This window comes from Clostridioides sp. ES-S-0123-01, assembly GCF_020658415.1.
Lineage (GTDB): Bacteria > Bacillota > Clostridia > Peptostreptococcales > Peptostreptococcaceae > Clostridioides.
This window is the reverse complement of the sequence record NZ_JACVWD010000003.1, coordinates 577205-597232: the sequence shown is the minus strand read 5'-3', so window position 1 is coordinate 597232 and position 20028 is coordinate 577205. Positions and strand designations below refer to the sequence as shown.

Here is a 20028-nt window from a genome sequence, read left to right as displayed (position 1 = left end):
TAAAAAAGCACAACGTGATTTTATGTAATTAAAATTACCTAAAATCATGTTGTGCTTTAAAAATAAAATATCTCTTTTACCCTAAATATAAAACTATTTCACAATAAATTTTTTACTAATGCCCCCCATTATATGACCAAATCGTATTATATAAATTAAACTATAATTCTAAATTTCATTTACTATTAATTCTCCCATTTTCTTTGTACCAACAACAGTTCCTATACTATTATATATATCACTAGTTCTGTATCCTTTTCTAAGTACATTTTGTACTGCATCTTCAATGCATTTAGCTTCATCTTCTAGATTAAAGCTATGTCTTAACATCATTGCGACAGATAAAATAGTTGCAATTGGATTTACAATATCTTTTCCAGCTATATCAGGAGCACTCCCATGTATTGGTTCATACATTCCAAAGCTATCTTCTCGAAGTGATGCAGATGGTAACATACCTATAGAACCTGTAACCATGGATGCTTCGTCAGATATTATATCTCCAAAGATGTTATTAGTCACTATTACATCAAATTGGCTAGGGTCTTTCACAACTTGCATAGCAGCATTATCAACATACATATGTGATAGCTCTACATCATCAAATTCTTTAGCTAAGTTCTCCATAATACCTCTCCAAAGTCTTGAACTTTCAAGCACATTTGCTTTATCTATACTGACAAGCTTCTTCTTTCTATCTCTAGCGATTTCAAAAGCCCTTCTTCCAATTCTTCTTATTTCATTTTCATTGTATACCTCTACATCATAAGCCTCTTCAACACCATCAATAATCTTTCTTCCACGTTCTCCAAAATAAATGCCCCCTGTTAACTCCCTCACAACAACAAAATCAATGCCTTTTTCTACTATATCTGCTCTAAGTGGTGAAGATTCCTTTATACTTTCATATATAGTTGCTGGTCTCAAATTTGCAAATAAGCCTAAGGATTCTCTCAATTTCAAAAGACCTGCTTCTGGTCTTGCATCCCCTTTACATTTATCCCACTTTGGACCCCCAACAGCTCCAAGTAATACCGCCTCGTTTTTTCGACATATTTCAACAGTTTTATCAGGTAGAGGTTCTCCAGTTTCATCAATTGCACATCCTCCAGCCAATACATATTCACAATCAAATTTATGATTAAATTTATAACAAATTTTATTTAAGACCTTTATACCTTCTTTTATAATTTCTGGCCCAACACCATCACCTTTTATGACTGCTACTTTACAATTCATACACCATTACCCCCTGTTTACCTTTATTGAGTTAATTAAACCTTCATTTGTTATGATATTTTGCATAAACTCAGGAAATGGTTCAGCCTTATATTTTGTTCCTTTTGTTATGTTTTTTATTACACCTGTTGAAAAATCCACTTCTATAGTATCACCTTCTTCTATGCTATTAGCTGCTTCCTCACATTCAAGTATTGGAAGCCCTATATTTATAGAATTTCTAAAAAATATTCTAGCAAAAGTTGATGCAATTACACAGGATACTCCACTTTCTTTTATTACGATTGGAGCATGTTCTCTTGATGAACCACATCCAAAATTTTTAGTTGCAACTATAATATCTCCTGCCTTTACTTTAGATACAAACTTATCATCAATATCTTCCATACAGTGTGTTGATAGTTCCTTATAATCAGCTATATTTAAATATCTAGCTGGTATTATTACATCTGTATCTATATTATCACCAAATTTAAAAACTCTTCCATTAGCAATCATAAACTTTACCTCCCTTAAATTATTTCTGATGGTTTTGATATTTTTCCAGTTATAGCTGATGCTGCTGCTACAGCTGGACTGGCAAGATAGACTTCTGAATCAACATGACCCATTCTTCCTACAAAGTTCCTATTTGTTGTTGAAACTGACCTTTCTCCTGCTGCAAGTATACCCATATGACCTCCAAGACATGGTCCACATGTTGGTGTAGAAACAGCTGCTCCTGCTTCTATAAAGATAGTAATATATCCTTTTTCTATTGCTTCAAGATATACTTTTTGAGTTCCAGGAAATATCATCACTCTAACCCCATCTGCAACTTTTTTACCTTTCATGATTTCAGCTGCAACTTCAAGGTCTGATATTCTTCCATTTGTACAAGAGCCTATTACAACTTGGTCTATCTTTATATCGTTATCAATCTCATCTACTGTTTTAGTATTTTCAGGAAGATGTGGAAAAGCTACTGTTTCTTTTAATGTAGCTAAGTCAATTTCATATACTTCATCATAAATTGCATCTTCATCTGCTTCGTATACATTTACAACTTTTTCTGTTGTTGTACACTTATGTGAATTTATATATTCTATAGTTTTATCATCTACTGGAAAAATTCCATTTTTAGCCCCTGCTTCTATTGCCATATTACAAATAGTAAATCTATCATCCATAGATAGATTACTTACTCCATCTCCACAAAATTCCATTGATTTGTAAAGTGCCCCATCAACACCTATCTTCCCTATTATATGAAGTATTACATCTTTTCCAGTTATCCATTTATTTGGCTTATTCTTTAGGACAAATTTTATTGCACCAGGTACCTTAAACCAACATTTTCCTGTAGCCATGCCAGCTCCCATATCAGTTGAACCTACGCCAGTGGAAAAAGCGCCTAACGCTCCATATGTGCAAGTATGAGAATCGGCACCTATTACTACATCTCCTGCTGTTACTATACCTTTTTCAGGAAGAAGAACATGTTCTATTCCCATATCCCCTACATCAAAGAAATTGACCACTCCTTTGGATTTTGCAAAACTTCTTGTAAACTTACACTGCTCTGCACTCTTTATATCTTTATTAGGTGTAAAATGGTCCAAAACTATTGCCACTTTAGATTTATCATAAACATCCTCAATTCCTAACTTTTCAAATTCTCTAATAGCTACTGGTGATGTTATATCATTGCCTAAAACTATATCTAAGTTTGCTTCAATCAATTGTCCTTTCTTAACCTCATTTAAATTAGCATGTTTCGCTAAGATTTTCTGCGTCATAGTCATCCCCATTTTCTGCTTCCTCCTCAATATAACTTTTATTTATTGCATTCATAAGAGCATTAATAGCTGCTGTATTTATATTTTCTGATATGCTTACCCCAAAATAAACTTTATCATTATGTTCTATTCCCACATAGGCCACACCTCTTGAATGTGAACCTTCCTCTAATGCATGTTCCCAATAATATCTAAATTTATAATCTTTCATTCCACATTGTTTTAATGCATTATTAAATGAATCTACTGGCCCATTTCCTATTCCAACAATCCTTTGTTCATTACCCATATAAGTTACTCTTGCAGTCATCTCAATCATATTAGTATCATCAGAATCATCACTTTCATAGTTTATCTCATCCATTGATTTTATCTTATATTTCTTAACTTTATATGGACTCTCAACATCAATATATTCCTTCTTGAATAAGTTAAATATTGACTCACTGCTAAGTTCCGCTCCTATTCTATCAGATTCCATTTTAACCACATTTCCAAAATCAGCATGCATATTTTTAGGTATCATGAAACCATAATCTGTTTCCATTATATAAACAGCTCCACCTTTTCCAGATTGGCTGTTTATTCTAATGATTTCTTTGTATTCTCTTCCTATATCATGAGGGTCTATTGGTAAATATGGAACTTCCCAACAACCATCATTTCTATTGCTAATTGCTATCATACCTTTTCTAATAGCATCCTGGTGAGAACCTGAAAAGGCACAATGTACAAGATTTCCTGCATATGGATGTCTATCATGTACTGTAAGTTTTGTACAATCTTCATATATTTCTATCATTTTATCAATATTACTAAAGTCTAATTCTGGGTTTATTCCTTGTGTATAAAGATTAAGACCCACATTTACTATGTCCATATTACCAGTTCTTTCACCATTTCCAAATAATGTACCTTCAAGTCTATCTGCTCCAGCTAATAATCCAAGTTCACTTGCTGCTGTACAAGTTCCCCTATCATTATGAGTGTGTAAACTCATTATAATAGAATCTCTACAGCTTATATTTTCACAAAACCATTCTATTTGGTCTGCATATATATTTGGTGTTGCCATTTCTACTGTTGATGGAAGATTTATTATAACTTTCTTTTGTGGCGTTGGTTTCCACACATCTATAACTGCCTCACATATCTCAAGTGCATAATCCATTTCTGTACCTGTGAAACTTTCAGGTGAGTATTCAAAAATAAACTCTGTTTCAGGATATTTCTTTGCTTCTTCATTGAATAATCTTGCTCCCTCAACTGCTATATCTATGATTTCTTGTTTACTCATATTAAAAACCACTTCTCTTTGAAGAACAGATGTAGAATTATATAAATGTATTATTGCTTTCTTACATCCTTTTACTGATTCAAATGTTTTTTCTATAAGATGAGCTCTAGATTGTGTAAGTACTTGTATAGTTACATCATCTGGAATCATATTTTCATCTATTAGCTTTCTTAAAAATGTATACTCTGTATTTGATGCTGATGGAAAGCCTACTTCTATTTCTTTAAACCCTGTATCCAAAAGCATTCGGAACATTCTGACTTTTTCTTCTACATTCATAGGTGTTGGCAGTGATTGATTTCCATCTCTTAAATCGACACTACACCAAACTGGAGCTTTTGTTATTTCGTTATCTGGCCATTTACGATTTACCATTTTCATTCTATTATATTTTTTATATTTTCCATATTTCATGTTATTTTCCCCCTTTTCTGTTTTTTGTATTCAGTATACCTTATATCGACGCAATTCTACCCCTTTTCAATTCATAAGTACAAATGTTAGATTTATCATTAGAATAAAAATAACCCCATCTCTAGTAAAACTAGAGACGAGGTTTTGCTCGCGGTACCACTCTATTTAGCTTTTTAAAAAGCTCCCTTAGTAATAGCTACTACTAATTATTATAATAGCTATTTTTCCTATAACGTGGAAATACGGTTATCCTAAGTTACACAACTCAGGAAACAGCTCCTAGACAAGTTCAGAATTATCAACTGCTAAATCACACCATACTTTAGCTCTCTGGAAGTTTCATGATTCTTACTACTTCTATTCATCGCTTTTAAAATCATTTAAATTTTCTAAATATTTTGATTTAATAGTTATTATATACACATTAAAATGTATTGTCAACATAAAAAAATAATTATCTGTATTTTTTTATTATTTATTTTTGTCAAGTAATATTCTAAATCATGCTAACTATTGAAAATAGTATGGTATTACCCCTTAAATTTTTTTATCTTTTCATCTATTGTACTCAATAATTTTTTTTCATCTTCCAAACTCAATGCATTTAATCTAATTTTGTAATTAAAATTATCAGCACATATATTTAATATATTTTTTGTTACTTCTATTTTTTCTATTACTTTATAGTTAAATTTTTGATTTTTTCTAGCTTTTATACTGAAAATACATTGATTATTTATTGATATTGAATGATTATCAAGAGTAAGATATACTTTTCCCTTATATCTATTTGAAAAATCACGACCTTGCTTAAAAAGAAAAACCGCTGTTATTATACATAAAAGATATAAAAATGTTGTTGAGTATATAAAAATTGTGGCCAAAATTATAAGAGCTAAAACCATATTTATAACCATTCCCTTTTTGAAATAACCATTGTCATAATAATTCATGTAGATAAACTTATTTTTACTCAAATTTTCTCACTCCTAAAATTCTAAAAATTTATATTAAAAAACTCTACAATTTCATCTTCATGATAATTTATTACTAGTTCTTCTGGAAAATCCACTGATTTTAAAACTTTCTCTGCACTTTCAAATTCACCTATAGAGTAACATATATGCGAATCTGTACCAAGAATAACTCTTACACCATATTGTTTACATAATAGTAACATTTCACTTGCATTTTCCCAAGTTCCAGTTCTATGAGAATTTGAACTTAATGAAGAGTTATTTATTTCTAAAAGAATATTTTTATCCTTTGCTTTTTTTACTATAGACTCATAATCTAAAGGATATCTACTATCATCTGGATGCCCAATTATCTTTACTCTAGGTTTATCCATCACTTTTAAAATAGCATTTGTATTTTCTTCTTTTGTACCTGAAGCTATACAAGGTCTATGCAAACTTGCAATTATATAATCTAAATGTTGTAGCATGTCTTCTGGAACATCTAAGTTTCCATCATAATCCATGATATTTCCTTCTATACCTCTAAGAATTTTTAAATCTTGTATTTGGCGTGGAAGTAGATGTAAATTATAGAAGTAAAATGGATGTGGTCCTCCTGGCATATTAGGACCATGGTCTGATATGCCTAAATATTTTATATTTTTTTGAATTGCTTCTTCAACATTTTCTTTAAAAGTACTATGTGCATGTCCACTTATTAAAGTATGACAATGTACATCTATAATAGCTTTTTTCATTAATTTTCCTCCTAATACTGTATATAAATTTTTATAGATAGTTGAAGGGCTATTTTAAAACTAAAGCTGTCAAAATAGACAGAGTAATGTTTTAAAACAGCCCCCCTTTTTGATTATTTTATATTTCTAAGTCTTTAAATTTATCTTTAAATAATTCTCCAATACTTCCTAGAGATTCTTCTACTTCTAAAAACTCTGTTATATCCTCTTCTGGCTCTCTAGTTGCTTCTTTTATCGAAACTAACATTCTCTTAGTTTTTGGTTTAAAATCAAGAATTTTAACTTTAATTTCGTCTCCAATATTAACAACATTAGTAACTTTAGCTACTCTAGTATCACTCAATTCAGAAATTGGTAAATAAGCATCTACACCTTCTTCGATTTGGACAAAAGCTCCCTTTTCTATAATTCTAAGAACTTTAGCATTAACAACATCATCAACTTGTAATTCTTTTGCTATTAAATCCCATGGGTCATTGTTTATATCTTTTAATGCTAGTGCAATTTTTTTAGTTTCTTGATTTACATCTAATACATAAACTTCCACTTCTTGACCTTCAGAGACAACATCTTCCACACTTTCAACTCTTGTCCAAGATAGGTTATTTATATGTGCTAATCCTTCAATTCCACCAATATCTATGAATGCACCATAAGACATTATCTTTGTTACTTTACCATCTCTTTTCTGACCAACTTCAAGGGAATTAAACAATTCTTCTTTGGCTAATTTAATACGAGCTTTTTCTTCTTCTCTTTCATGTTTTATTCTAGCTCTTTCGGCTTCCTTTTCTGCCTTAATTTGAACTCTTCTTTCTTCTCTCTCTTTATTTATACGTTCTTGTAATACGTCTCTATGAGATGCTACAAATCTATTTTTTCTAGCATCCATTTCTTTTATATATACTTCTAAGTTACGACCAACAAATTTAGACGTATCTGTAATAAACTTTGTGTCAAGCTGAGAAATTGGTATAAAAAATGTATATGTATTGTAATTAGCAAATACACCTTTTTCTATATTTTTTTCAACGTTTACAGTTATTATTCTATGTTCATCATAAGCTTTGTGTAAATCAGCAAAATCATTTTTTCTATCTAATTGTAACTTAGATAAAGTTATTGTTCCATCTTTTTGAGATACTTTTGTTATTATAGCAGTTATTTCATCATTTATATGATATAACTCTTCTATAGATTGATTTTTTTCTATGTTTAATTCACTTATAGGTATTATTCCATCAAACCCATAACCTAATTCTAGTTGTACTTCATCATTTCTCACTGCAGTTATTTTTCCAGTTATCAATTCCCCAACTTTCACTTTGCTGAACACTTGCTCTTGTTGCTCAAGTAGCTCTTGCATTGTTAAATCATTTTCCATTATATAAACATCCTTTCCTCTTATTGATTATCATATCTGTAAATATTATACCATTAATATTGCAAATACTTACATTTTTCTTACTATAATTTTAAATTTTAATTCTAGTTTGTATCTTTGTAAATTATAAAAAATATCTTCTTAAATTAAAATACAAATTTTAATTTTTAACTAATAATATATGCTCCTAAAAACTTTCTACTATTTATATTTTACTCCTCTATTACTTTAGGTTTTGATAGAGAACATTTATAAAACACAAAGAAACAAATTGCTGTAATAGTGGCTGCTGTTATATCTGCAATTGGCTCTGCTAAAAGTACAGCAAAAAGTTTTTCATCAAAAAACATTGGAAGTATAAATATTAAAGGTATCAAAAGTACAACTTTTCTAAGAAGAGCTAAAATTAAAGATATTTTTGCTTTTCCAAGCGCTAAAAATGTCTGCTGGCAAGCTAATTGTATTCCAAACATAAAAGAGCCAGCAAAATATATTTTTATACTCCAACTAGTCATACTAAGTAATTGTGGGTTTTTATTAAATATACTTACAAAGAACGTAGGGAATATCATAAGTAAAATCCACAAAATTGCAGAGTATGTAAAACATGACAATAAACATAACTTAAAAGTCTTTTTTACTCTGTCAATCTGTCCTGAACCATAATTGTAACTTATTATTGGTTGTGCCCCTTGTGTAAATCCCATGTTAGGAAGCATAAGAATTTGCATTATACTACTCATTATTGCCATTGAACCTACTGCTAAATCTCCTCCATACATCTGTAATTTGCTATTTAGGGCTATAAGCACTAAACTTTCTGTAGATTGCATTATAAATGGAGAAATTCCCAGACCTAATACTGGCAAAATAATACTTGCTTTAGGCATCATGTATTTCTTTTTTATCTTAAGTATACTTTTCTTTCCAAATAGAAATACCAATACCCAAATAGCAGAAACTCCTTGTGCAATTATAGTGGCTAATGCAGCTCCTTTTACCCCCATACCAAATCCAAATATAAAAATTGGGTCTAGTATTATGTTTATCAAAGCTCCTATAGCAACTGTAATCATACCAGTTGTCGCAAATCCTTGAGTATTTATAAAGGTATTCATACCTAGTGAAATTTGAACAAATACTGTCCCTATTAAATAAATATTCAAATAATCCATTGAATATCCAATTGTAGATTCACTTGCTCCAAATAGCCAAAGTAAGGGTTCTTTTCCAATCTGAAAACCTATAGTCAATAGTATCGCCAAAATAACTAATACAGAAAAACTATTACTCATTATTTTCTCTGCCCCATCATTATCTTGTTCCCCCATTTTTATGGCAGCTAAAGGTCCTCCCCCCATACCAATTAAATAACTACATGAAGTTATTATAATTATTATAGGAAATGCTACTCCAACACCTGCCATAGCAACTTCGCCACTTTCCATTCTACCAATAAAGATTCTATCTACTATGTTGTACAAAACATTCACAATTTGTGCAATAATAGCTGGTGTAGCCAATTTAAAAAGCAATTTGCCTACATTCTCACGACCTAAATCAGTATTTGAATTTTCCATCTTAAAACCTCCTTAATAATTTAATGTTTAAATCTATTACTATTAAAAATACATTTTATATAAAAACTTTATTTTATTGATAGGCAAGTTTAAATTAATTTCCTCATAAATACTACTATACTATATTTCTTTTATGATAGTAAACATTTTAAGACCAAATGAATTTAAATATTTTGTCTAAATAAAAAATATTTTTCACATATTTTCATAAAAAAACTATCCAATAGTATATTTGGATAGTTTTATATTATATGTAGAGAAAGGGCTGACACTATGACTCCAGACAATAAATTTCCTAAAAATACTCCTATAAAAGCATCTTTTATTCTCATTTTTAGTATTGAGGCTATCGCAGACGCAGTCCATGTTCCTGTTGTTGGAAGTGGTATGCCTACAAATAGTATTATACCTATTATTGAAACGCTTTTTAATTTCTTCATTCTTGAATTTATTTTTTTATCAATTGTGTTAGCAAGTCCCTTAAATAACTTTTTACCTTTCAAAAATTGCAATATATGTCTAAATGTCAATATCAAAGGAATTGATACTAATGTAGAACCAATCACACTAAATACATAAACCCATATAGGATTTAAGCCCATTGCAATACCTATAGGAATGGCTCCTCTTAACTCTGTTACAGGAACCATAGACAAAATTAATATGTGCAAATATCCCAAACTATCCCCTCCTATTCTAAGTGATATAAAGCTATGAATTTATTTGTTCTATAACCTCACCATTTTTCTTATTAACCAAAAATGCATTTTTAGCTAAGGAAAGCATAGGTAAATCACTTTTAGAGTCTGAATATGCATATGAATTTTCATAATCGATCTCAATTCCAAGTTTATCTAATACAGTATTTATTCTCTGTATTTTTTCAATTCCCTTGCAGTTTTCGCCAATGAATTGGTTTTTGTATCTTGAATTTTCACAAAATAGCTCAGTGCCTATAACCTCATCTGCGAAATCATAATACTTAAAGTACTTCATATATGCATATGGAGATGCAGTTATCATAATTACAACATTATGCTCTTCTTTGTTTTTATAAATTACTTTTTTTATAGACTCATTAATTTTTTTCATTATACAACTATCAAAAAAATCTTTTAACTCGTCTTCGCTAAAATCTACTATTGGATAAAAGATTGCCTCTTTTGCTTTTTTCAAGGGTACTATTTTAACCAAATACATCATTAGAGTAAAAATTATGTATGGCAATTTTATAATAGTCTTAAGTGTTTTATTTTTTAAAGAATAAATAAAAAAGTCTACCATACTATCAGTATTTATAACAGTATAATCTATATCGAGCAATAATACACTTTTTTTCATAAGTATTTTCCCATCCTATCACTAAAAAATTAATATTATTAAACATGTAATTACCCATAAGATTACGTTTATTTTTAAAGCATTATCTTTTAGTATAATGTCAGTAGGATTTCCTTCATTTGTTTTGTTAATTATATAATTATATCTAAGTACACCATAAACTACAAATATTGTTGTAAATATCATATCTGGTTTTTCTGGATTACTTGTAGAATATAATGCATAGCATACAATTGTAGAACTTAGTATAACTATCATCATTTGATTTAAATTTTCTATATCATAATCTTCTAGTATTTTTCTATGCTCAACTGCATTATCTTTTAAAATTATGATTTCTTTTTTGCGCTTTCCAAGAGCTAAATACAGAGATAAAAAAAATGTACATAATATTATCCAGTTTGATAATCTAACATCTATAGCTACACATCCTGCATAAACTCTAAGTATAAAACCAAGAGATATAGAAAACACATCTAATAGAATTATATTCTTTAACTTAAGAGAATATAATATATTATTTATCAAATATAAAATGAGAATTATAGTTAATTTAAAATTAATAACCGTTGACAAGCAAATTGAAATTAAAGCTAAAACAACAAATAATATATTCGCACTTCTTTTACTTATTCTTCCACTTGCTACTGGTCTATTACGTTTTTTAGGATGTCTTTTATCTTTATCCATATCTATAGCATCATTTAATGCATATGCTGATGATGATATCAAACAAAAACACACAAAAGCTATAAATGTATTTAACAATAGACTTATATTTAGTATATTGTTTGAAAATATTATAGCAGCAAATATAAATAAATTCTTTATATACTGCTTTATTCTCATTAATCTTATATAATCTGAAATTTTAGTAAGAAGATTAATTATTGTATTTGTCTGTTTCATAAACTTACTACCCTTTCAACATTATTTTTTAAACAGGATATGATTTTATCCCAATATTTAAAATTTCTATAAATCCATTTATATTACTAATTATTATAGTGACTAGCAACAATGATAAAAATATATTGTACATACTTTTTTCATTTTTTCTAAGTGCTTTAGTAAAGTAAGCTAACAAAACTATAACAGCAAAACTAAAATTTATAGTCATTATACTTGAATTAGTCAGATTGTACCCTATTATACCATGTAAAACTAAATTAAATAAAATTATTCCCATACACAATTTAGGAACTCTTTTTTCTGAGTTCTCAATAACAGCTAAAACACAAAAACAAAATGCTAATAAAGTAAGGATAACTGGTATCGTTGCAACTTCTCCATTTTGTAAAAATAGTCCTTTTTTAATCTCTGCTCCAGGAAAATAAAAAACTGAATACAATAATCTTTCTATAATCATTGCAACTTTTTCTAAAATAGGCTCTCCACTTATAAACTTTGTATCATATTGTATTACATTTCCAAGATTCATAAAACTTTCATAAGATTTTGTTGAAACTACACAAATATATGCCATTAAAATAAATGTAATTAAATGCTTTAATATTTTTCCTATTTTTAATTTAAATTCAAATATTATGTTAAGCAAATACAAATATATATTACTAATAGTTATTCCAAATAATGGTATAGCTGCTAATTCTACTAAATAAGAGTTTTTTCCGTTCATTTTATTTGCAATAAATATAAAAAATATTAATGTAAACTGACTATATATAAATCTTTCTACATTTAAGGTCATAAATAGTTGTGGAAAAGAAAATATCATTATCATAGTAAGTAAAATTAAGGTTAACCTCTGCATTTTTATTTTTTTAATATGATTAAAAACTAAAGTTATAGATATAGCACTAGTTACTATTTGTAGACAAATCAATCCAAATCCATAAGCAGTATTAAAATCGGTTGTCCCTGGATTTGCTATCGAAGTACATAGTAAATATATTGGATATGCAAAAATTGATATAATAGCTGAAAATAATACGTGCTTGCTATTGTCTTGATTTATAGCAAATACATTTAAATTGAATAGTACACCTGTATCTGTATCTAATAACACATCATAAGTGTTGTTCAAATCATAAAATATTGTAGTTTTAGAAAAGAATGCTATTGTTATTATTAAATAAGTTATTATGACTAATATAAATAAAAACATCTCATTTTTATATTTAAATATATTATTTTTCAATATATATCACCCTCCATTCATTATATAGGATTTGTTACTACCTACAATTTATTCTTTTAATTATAATAATCACTTTTATAATATCCTTACTTGTTTTATTGTAATTGAATAATTCCTTATTTACAACCACAATATTTACTTTATTAAAAGCTATAATTAAATAAAAATTATTTGTGTAATATATATTGAAAGCTTATAAAATTAGAGTTTGAAAGTAATTTTATTGTAAAATATTGGAATAATTCAATGTGAAAATAGATACTGTCAGTTAGTATAGATAAAATTTACCCATAATAAATTAAAGCATAATATATAAGGAGACAAAATCATAATTTGTCTCCTTATATATTAAACCTTATTAAATACTATACAAATTTTAAGTACAATATAAACTAACTATACTGTGACATTATTGACTCCATGTTCTTCCCATTGCTTAATTTCTCTTAATCTGTCAATTATCGGTAAATGTTGAGTACACTCAATTTCACATTTTCCGCAAGCTATACATTCTTTAGCTTTTGCTTTACTATTCATTGTATAATTCCAATGTGCTAGCCCATAGACCGATTTTGTCATTTCTTCATCACTCTTTTTAAACATCTGTTTTTCATTATAAAAAAGCATATATGCTGGAGTGTTTATATCTTTTGGACATACTTTACAATATCCACAACCTGTACATATTTCATTCATATTTTTACTTAATCTAGTTTCAATATCATGTATATCTCCATCTGAATATATTTTATGCTCATCTGCAATTTTACAAGCATCATCTATATCCTGCTTTTTATTAACTCCTATTAACGATATATTTATTTGTGGAATTCCTATGTTAAATCTTAAAGCTGATTCTATAGTACTTTCACCTTCTCTTGCTAGAAAAGAAAGCTCTTCATTGTACTTTGGAATAGTTCCACCACTTAATGGATTCATAGCTACAACACCATATCCATTTTCAATAGCATGTTTAGCACCTTTTAATCTATATGGAAAGTTTAGTATATTAATTCCCATAGTAACACCTTCAAACTTATTTTCATCAAGAACCTTTATGACCTCATCTCCTGGCTGATGAGATGAAAATACTATGTGGTCTATCAATCCTTCTTCTTTACATTTTAATAGACCCTCATACTGACCTCCAGGTCTCATTGCAAATTCATAATGTTCCATCTTTCTAATATTCCATATATGATAGAAATTTATTTTAGATACGCCCAATCTTTCTATTGACTTTTTCACAGCATCTATTGCTTTTTCTGCTGTGTCGTATACTTTTGGCTTTCCTTTTGTAGATACGTAAAAGTCTGTTTTACCTTCTTTTATCATTTGCCTAAAAGCTAGTCCAAATATATCTTCGCTTCTGTCATCACAATACCCCGGTGCTGTATCAAAATAATTAATGCCCTTTTCATATGCATATTTAATTAAATCTGCATTTTCTTGGTCATTTTTTTCTAAATCAAATCTTAATCCTCCATATCCAACTACCGAAACCATTTTCCCAGTCTTTCCATATTCAACGTATCTCATAATAAATTCCTCCTTAGGTATATTAAGACTTAATTTCTCTATAAAAAATATTATACCATAAATATTTTCTGAAAATATTTATGGTATAATATTTTTTTTATGAATTATAAATTTTTATACTTATGTCTTTATAATCAAATTAAAAGCTATAAAAAGGTTCAATATGCACTATTACCTGAGCATTTTCATTAATTTCTTCTTGTATTTGTTTCTCAATTTTATGTGTTAAGTCATGTGATTGCTCTACACTTATAAATGGGTCTACCATTACATGCATATCAATATAAATAACACTCTTACTACCTCTACTTCTAATATTATGAACATCTCTCACTTCATTAAATTCAAATACAATTTCCCTTATATACTCTTCATCTACAGCTACTCTATCAACTAAAATTCCAATAGACGGTTTAAATATTCCATAAGCTGAATAAATTATAAACCCAGAAATAATAATAGGAACTACAGATTCTATTATTACTGGAAATCCTAACTTAACACCAACTAAAGTAACCAATACTCCTAAAGACACAAATATATCACTTCTTGTATGCAATGAGTCTGAAATTAAGACATAACTATTCAGTTTAGTTCCAACTCTATACTCATATATACAGACAAAAATATTTATAAAAAGAGTAATGACTAGAGCAATTAAACTTTCTATAGTTATAGAAGGTGTAACTGGGTTTGCCAGTCTTGATATAGAACTAAGAATTATCTTAACTGCTATAACAAATAGCATACCACTAATAAATAAACTGGTTATAATTTCAAATTTTTTATGCCCATAAGGATGATCTTTATCTTTTGGTTTAGATGCAAAAAAAATACCTATTAATCCTACTATATTAGATGCTCCATCTGACAGAGAATGAAACCCATCTGCTGTCATACTATAACTTTTAATTTTATTACCAATAATTATTTTTAATAATGCTACAGCAAAATTGGCAAATAAAATTATCCATAACACTTGCTTCACTTTTTTATAATTATCCATAACTGTATACCTCCTCCCTTCGACTTAATCGAAAAAAGACTATGTATCAATATCAATTGACTAGATAAAGCAAATTGTATATATGCACACTTACTATATTTATATTCAAAGTTGGTTGTACTTGTTCATTCAATTTAAAAATTAATTATGAATTAAAAATCATAATATAGGTTTTGTATACAAAAAAATAAGTTATAAATAGTATTTAAAATACTATCTATAACTTAAGTTCATAATATAAACTATTAATTTTCTATACTAAACCTTCTTTAACTAAGAATGAATGAGCAACCTCTTCTGGTGATTTTCCAAGCTCATCAACTTGATAGTTAAGTTCTCTCATAGTTTCTTCATTTATTTTTCCTGAAAGCATATTCATCACTTTTTCTAACTCAGGATATTTCTTAAGAGTATCTTGTCTCACTAATGGAGCCGCATAATATGGAACAAAGAAGTTTTTGTCATCTTCTAATATCTTAAGATTAAACTTCTTAATAAGACCATCAGTTAAAAACGCATCTACAACTTGAGATTCATTATTATCTAAAGCTGTATATCTTAAACTTCCATTCATAGCTTTTACATCTTTGAATTTTAGACCATAATCTCTAGAAATACCTACAAAACCATCTTCTCTATTTTCAAACTCTAAAGTTGGTGAGAAAGTAAAGTCACTACTATATTTAGTTAAATCAGAAATAGTGTTTATTCCATATTTCTCAGCAGTTTTAGGCATCATGGCTAATGTATAAGTATTGTTAAATCCAATAGGGTCAAGTAAAGTTAATTGATTCTCTTTTTCCATAGTATCTTTAACAACTTTATATGCTTCATCAGCATCTTTAATTGGAGCATGCTTCATTACATTTACTAAAAGTGTACCTGTATAATCTACATACATATCAAGTTCACCAGATTTAATAGCATTAAATGCAACAGATGAACCACCTAGATTTAAATTCTTTTTAACATTAAGGTCTGTATTTTTCTCTATCAATTCAGCATAAACATTACCAAGAATAAGTTGTTCTGTATAATCTTTTGAACCTATAGTTATTGTCTCTTTTTTGCTTGAAAAACTTGAACCAAAAGTAACAAATAACATTGCAATAATTATTATAGCAGATACTACTTTAAGCCCTATATAATTTTTCTTTGGAGCCTTTGGATTTAAGCCTTTTGGAGTAACTGCAACTTCAATCTTACTAAATAAATAATCAACTAGCAATGCAATTATACATGATGGAATTGCTCCTGCTAAAATCATATTGTTATTTACAGTTTGTACACCTGAAAATACTAAATATCCCAGACCACCAGCACCTATAAATGCTGCAAGAGTCATAAGACCAACCGCTGTAACAGCAGAAATTCTAACCCCACCCATTATTATAGGCAAAGCTAAAGGAAACTGTATTTTAAATAAAGTTTGGTTTCTTGTAAGACCAATACCTTTAGCCGATTCTAATACTACTGGGTCAATACTTGTTATACCTATATACGTGTTCTTTACAATTGGTAATAATGAATATACTACTACCATAAATATTGCTGGTTTGCTTCCTATACCAAGTACTGGTACAAGAAGACCCAAAAGTGCCATTGATGGAACTGCTTGAACTAAGTTTACAAATCCAAGCACAATTTTTCTAAGAGATGGTATTCTTGAAATAATTATTCCTAGAGGAACACCCACTAGTATAGCTATCAAAATAGATGTAACAGTTAAGCTCATATGTTGTATCAAAAGCTCTATAATCTTATCTTTTTGCAATAGTATAAAATTAAAAAAATTATCCAAGGACACTCACCTCCATCTCTAGGAATTGCTCACTTAAAACAGAAAGTAAACTACTTCTAGTAATCAGTCCTACTAATTTATTTTCACTTGAAACAACTGGAATATATCCAACTGAATTACAGTTCATTATATTTAGTATTTCTACTAAATTATCACCTTCATTTACATGCAAAGGCTCTCTTGACATAATATCACCAAGCAATGTCGATTTATCATGACGGTCTTTCATATCTTTTACAGTGACAATACCTTTTAGTGTTCTAGCTCTATCTATGATTAGTAAACTATCAACCTTACTCGTTCTCATAATTTCTATACCTTGAGTTACAGTTCTTGTTGAATTAACAGCAATAGGATTTTTTATCATAATATCTTTTGCTTTTATATATTCTGGATTATCCCAAACTCTATCTTCTCCAATAAAGTCTTTTACAAAATCATTTGCTGGATTTCTAAGTATGTTCTCTGGAGTATCATACTGCGCTATTCTTCCATCTTTCATAATACAAATCTTATCAGCTATCTTTAAAGCTTCATCCATATCATGAGTTACAAATATTATAGTTTTTTTCAGTTCATCTTGAAGAGAAAATAATTGTTCTTGTAAAGATGTTCTTGTTATTGGGTCTAAAGCACTAAAAGGCTCATCCATTAATATTATTTCAGCATCAGTTGCAATGGCTCTTGCAACACCAATTCTTTGCTGTTGACCCCCACTAAGCTCTGAAGGATACTTATTTAAAAAATCATCACTATCAAGACCTACCATTTCAAGTAATTGTAAAGTTCTTGCCTCAATTTCTTCAACTGACTTTTCCTTTTTTAAACGTGGAATTAACTCTATATTCTCTTTTATTGTAAGATGAGGAAATAGACCTGTGTTCTGTATAACATATCCTATTTTCCTTCTAAGTTCTATTTCATTTTCTTGAGAAATTGGTTTACCATTAATATATATTTCACCAGATGTAGGTTTTATTAATTTGTTTATAAGCTTCAAAGTAGTAGTTTTCCCACAACCACTTGAGCCAATTAAAACTACCAATGTGCCTGTTTCGACAGCTAGAGAAATATCATCTAATATTACATTATTTCCCATTTTCTTGGTTACGTTTCTTATCTCTATCATAATTTATCATCCCCTCTTTCGACAAGCAACCCTTGCCAACGCAATAAGTTGTTTTTATAATTATATCACAATATCCCCTTTATGTAAACAAAGTACGACTTTTGGGTTAATACATATTAGTAAACATTACTATAAATATCAAGTATTTGTATACAATACTCAAATTTAAAAGATATAAAAAAAAATAAAAAAATCTTAATAAAACAATACAACACTATCCTTAATTATATATAATTAAGGCTAGTGTTAATTCATTCATTTAAACAAATAGTCATCGCTGAATACTATCCATATACTCAAATAAAGTAATGTCTTTGTAAGTTTCTTTTTTGTCGCTTAAGTTTGATATTGTAACTCCTAATAGTCTAATTTGTTTTCCATTCATTTCAACATTTCTCAATAAATTGTCAACACCATTTCTTATATCATTATATTCATCAATATAATGTTCTAAACTAAGACTTCTAGTTATCTGTGTAAAATCCTCATACTTAACTTTTAATGTCAACGTCTTTCCAAATTTCTCAGAGTTTTTTAATCTATGGCACACTTCCTCACAAAGTTCATCAAGTATATTACGTGTTTCTTCTTCATCAATATCCAAGTTATGACTTAGTGTAGTCTCTGCTCCAACAGATTTTCTAACTCTATTTGGCTCTACTGGTCTATCATCTATACCCCTTGCAAATTTATATAAGTCATATCCTTTTTTCTTAAATATGTTCTCAAGTTCAAATAAATCTAAACACCTTAAATCATATCCTGTTTTTATCCCTAAATTTTTAAGAGTATTTGAAGTGACTTTTCCAACACCAAAAAATTTATTTACAGGCAATTTATCTAAAAAATCCTGAGCATTTTCTTCATTTATTACAGTCAAACCATTAGGCTTTTTTAAGTCTGATGCTATCTTAGCAAGAAATTTATTATATGAGATACCTGCTGAAGATGTAAGTCCAACTTCCCTAAATATATCTCTTTTAATTTGCTTTGCTATTTCAATTGATGAATCAATATTCTTTTTATTTTTTGTTACATCTAAATATGCTTCATCTAAAGATAGTGGCTCTACTAAATCTGTGTATCTATAAAATATATTTCTTATTTGATTTGATACACTTTTATATACCTCAAATCTAGGTCTTACAAAAACTGCATATGGACATCTATTATAAGCTACAGTGGATGGCATAGCTGAATGTATGCCAAATTTTCTAGCCTCATAAGAACACGTTGCAACTACTCCTCTGCTTTGTGGATTTCCACCAACAACCACAGGTCTACCTTTTAATTTTTTATTGTCTCTTTGTTCTATAGACGCATAAAAAGCATCCATATCTATATGAATTATTTTTCTATAAAATTCCATTCTTATCACCTTAAAGTATAACTAGATTAAATTTATTTACATCACTGTTTTAATTATACCAAACTTATGTTTCTTTATGCTATTTTTTCATCTATTTTATTTATATGTCAATACTTTCTCTTACTAAAACAGTTTATAATCAATTAATTCAATACAATTTATAAAAAATCATAAAAAACACTTGCAAAAACTAGGTAAAAGCTTTACAATAGGTATTCCAAGGAACTAAATTAAAATTCCTTATGGATAACAGTATATATATTAATTTAAATG

17 protein-coding genes and 1 other annotated feature are annotated in these 20028 nt (G+C 28.6%); all 17 genes read right to left on the bottom strand.

Annotated elements, in window-relative coordinates:
- Positions 1–168: 168 nt before the first annotated feature.
- A complete protein-coding gene (gene leuB / locus IC175_RS09680) occupies positions 169–1239 on the bottom strand; it encodes a 3-isopropylmalate dehydrogenase (RefSeq protein WP_227436704.1) in 1071 nt (356 codons plus the stop codon).
- Between the two features lie 6 nt (positions 1240–1245).
- Positions 1246–1737: a 3-isopropylmalate dehydratase small subunit gene (leuD, locus tag IC175_RS09675; protein WP_227436706.1), complete on the bottom strand. Its 492-nt coding sequence runs from the start codon at positions 1735–1737 to the stop codon at positions 1246–1248.
- A gap of 14 nt (positions 1738–1751) precedes the next feature.
- Positions 1752–3029 carry a 3-isopropylmalate dehydratase large subunit gene (leuC, locus tag IC175_RS09670; RefSeq protein WP_227436709.1) on the bottom strand — a complete coding sequence of 426 codons (1278 nt, stop codon included), beginning with the start codon at positions 3027–3029 and terminating at the stop codon, positions 1752–1754.
- Complete coding sequence (gene leuA, locus IC175_RS09665) at positions 2986–4728, bottom strand: 2-isopropylmalate synthase (RefSeq protein WP_227436712.1); 1743 nt, start codon at positions 4726–4728, stop codon at positions 2986–2988. Before leuA ends, leuC begins: the two co-directional genes overlap by 44 nt.
- Positions 4729–4857: 129 nt before the next feature.
- Positions 4858–5102 (bottom strand) — a binding site (T-box leader).
- A 156-nt stretch (positions 5103–5258) separates the two neighbouring features.
- A complete protein-coding gene (locus IC175_RS09660; RefSeq protein ID WP_227845900.1) occupies positions 5259–5705 on the bottom strand; it encodes a hypothetical protein in 447 nt (148 codons plus the stop codon).
- 20 nt (positions 5706–5725) lie between these two features.
- Complete coding sequence (locus tag IC175_RS09655) at positions 5726–6445, bottom strand: phosphatase (RefSeq protein ID WP_227482944.1); 720 nt, start codon at positions 6443–6445, stop codon at positions 5726–5728.
- Between the two features lie 118 nt (positions 6446–6563).
- Positions 6564–7829: a 30S ribosomal protein S1 gene (locus IC175_RS09650; protein ID WP_227436716.1), complete on the bottom strand. Its 1266-nt coding sequence runs from the start codon at positions 7827–7829 to the stop codon at positions 6564–6566.
- A gap of 212 nt (positions 7830–8041) precedes the next feature.
- The gene (locus tag IC175_RS09645) at positions 8042–9409 is read right to left on the bottom strand and encodes an MATE family efflux transporter (RefSeq protein ID WP_227436718.1); all 1368 of its coding nucleotides are present in this window, start codon (positions 9407–9409) and stop codon (positions 8042–8044) included.
- Positions 9410–9651: 242 nt separating this feature from the next.
- The gene (locus IC175_RS09640) at positions 9652–10089 is read right to left on the bottom strand and encodes a COG2426 family protein (RefSeq protein ID WP_227436720.1); all 438 of its coding nucleotides are present in this window, start codon (positions 10087–10089) and stop codon (positions 9652–9654) included.
- Positions 10090–10120: 31 nt separating this feature from the next.
- Positions 10121–10750 (bottom strand): HAD family hydrolase, encoded by a 630-nt coding sequence (locus IC175_RS09635; protein WP_227436722.1) that lies wholly within the window; start codon positions 10748–10750, stop codon positions 10121–10123.
- A gap of 21 nt (positions 10751–10771) precedes the next feature.
- Positions 10772–11659, bottom strand: coding sequence for a decaprenyl-phosphate phosphoribosyltransferase (locus IC175_RS09630; protein ID WP_227824770.1), 888 nt, complete (start codon positions 11657–11659; stop codon positions 10772–10774).
- A gap of 28 nt (positions 11660–11687) precedes the next feature.
- On the bottom strand, positions 11688–12911 hold the full coding sequence (locus tag IC175_RS09625) for a DUF6080 domain-containing protein (protein WP_227436727.1): 1224 nt from the start codon (positions 12909–12911) through the stop codon (positions 11688–11690).
- Between the two features lie 396 nt (positions 12912–13307).
- On the bottom strand, positions 13308–14450 hold the full coding sequence (locus IC175_RS09620) for an aldo/keto reductase (protein WP_227851460.1): 1143 nt from the start codon (positions 14448–14450) through the stop codon (positions 13308–13310).
- 139 nt (positions 14451–14589) lie between these two features.
- Positions 14590–15456 carry a cation diffusion facilitator family transporter gene (locus IC175_RS09615; RefSeq protein WP_227436730.1) on the bottom strand — a complete coding sequence of 289 codons (867 nt, stop codon included), beginning with the start codon at positions 15454–15456 and terminating at the stop codon, positions 14590–14592.
- A 253-nt stretch (positions 15457–15709) separates the two neighbouring features.
- Positions 15710–17257 (bottom strand): glycine betaine ABC transporter substrate-binding protein, encoded by a 1548-nt coding sequence (locus IC175_RS09610; protein WP_227436732.1) that lies wholly within the window; start codon positions 17255–17257, stop codon positions 15710–15712.
- A complete protein-coding gene (locus tag IC175_RS09605) occupies positions 17250–18386 on the bottom strand; it encodes an ABC transporter ATP-binding protein (protein WP_227436734.1) in 1137 nt (378 codons plus the stop codon). Before IC175_RS09605 ends, IC175_RS09610 begins: the two co-directional genes overlap by 8 nt.
- A 271-nt stretch (positions 18387–18657) precedes the next feature.
- Positions 18658–19755, bottom strand: coding sequence for a DNA polymerase IV (gene dinB / locus IC175_RS09600; protein ID WP_227436736.1), 1098 nt, complete (start codon positions 19753–19755; stop codon positions 18658–18660).
- Positions 19756–20028 lie beyond the last annotated feature (273 nt).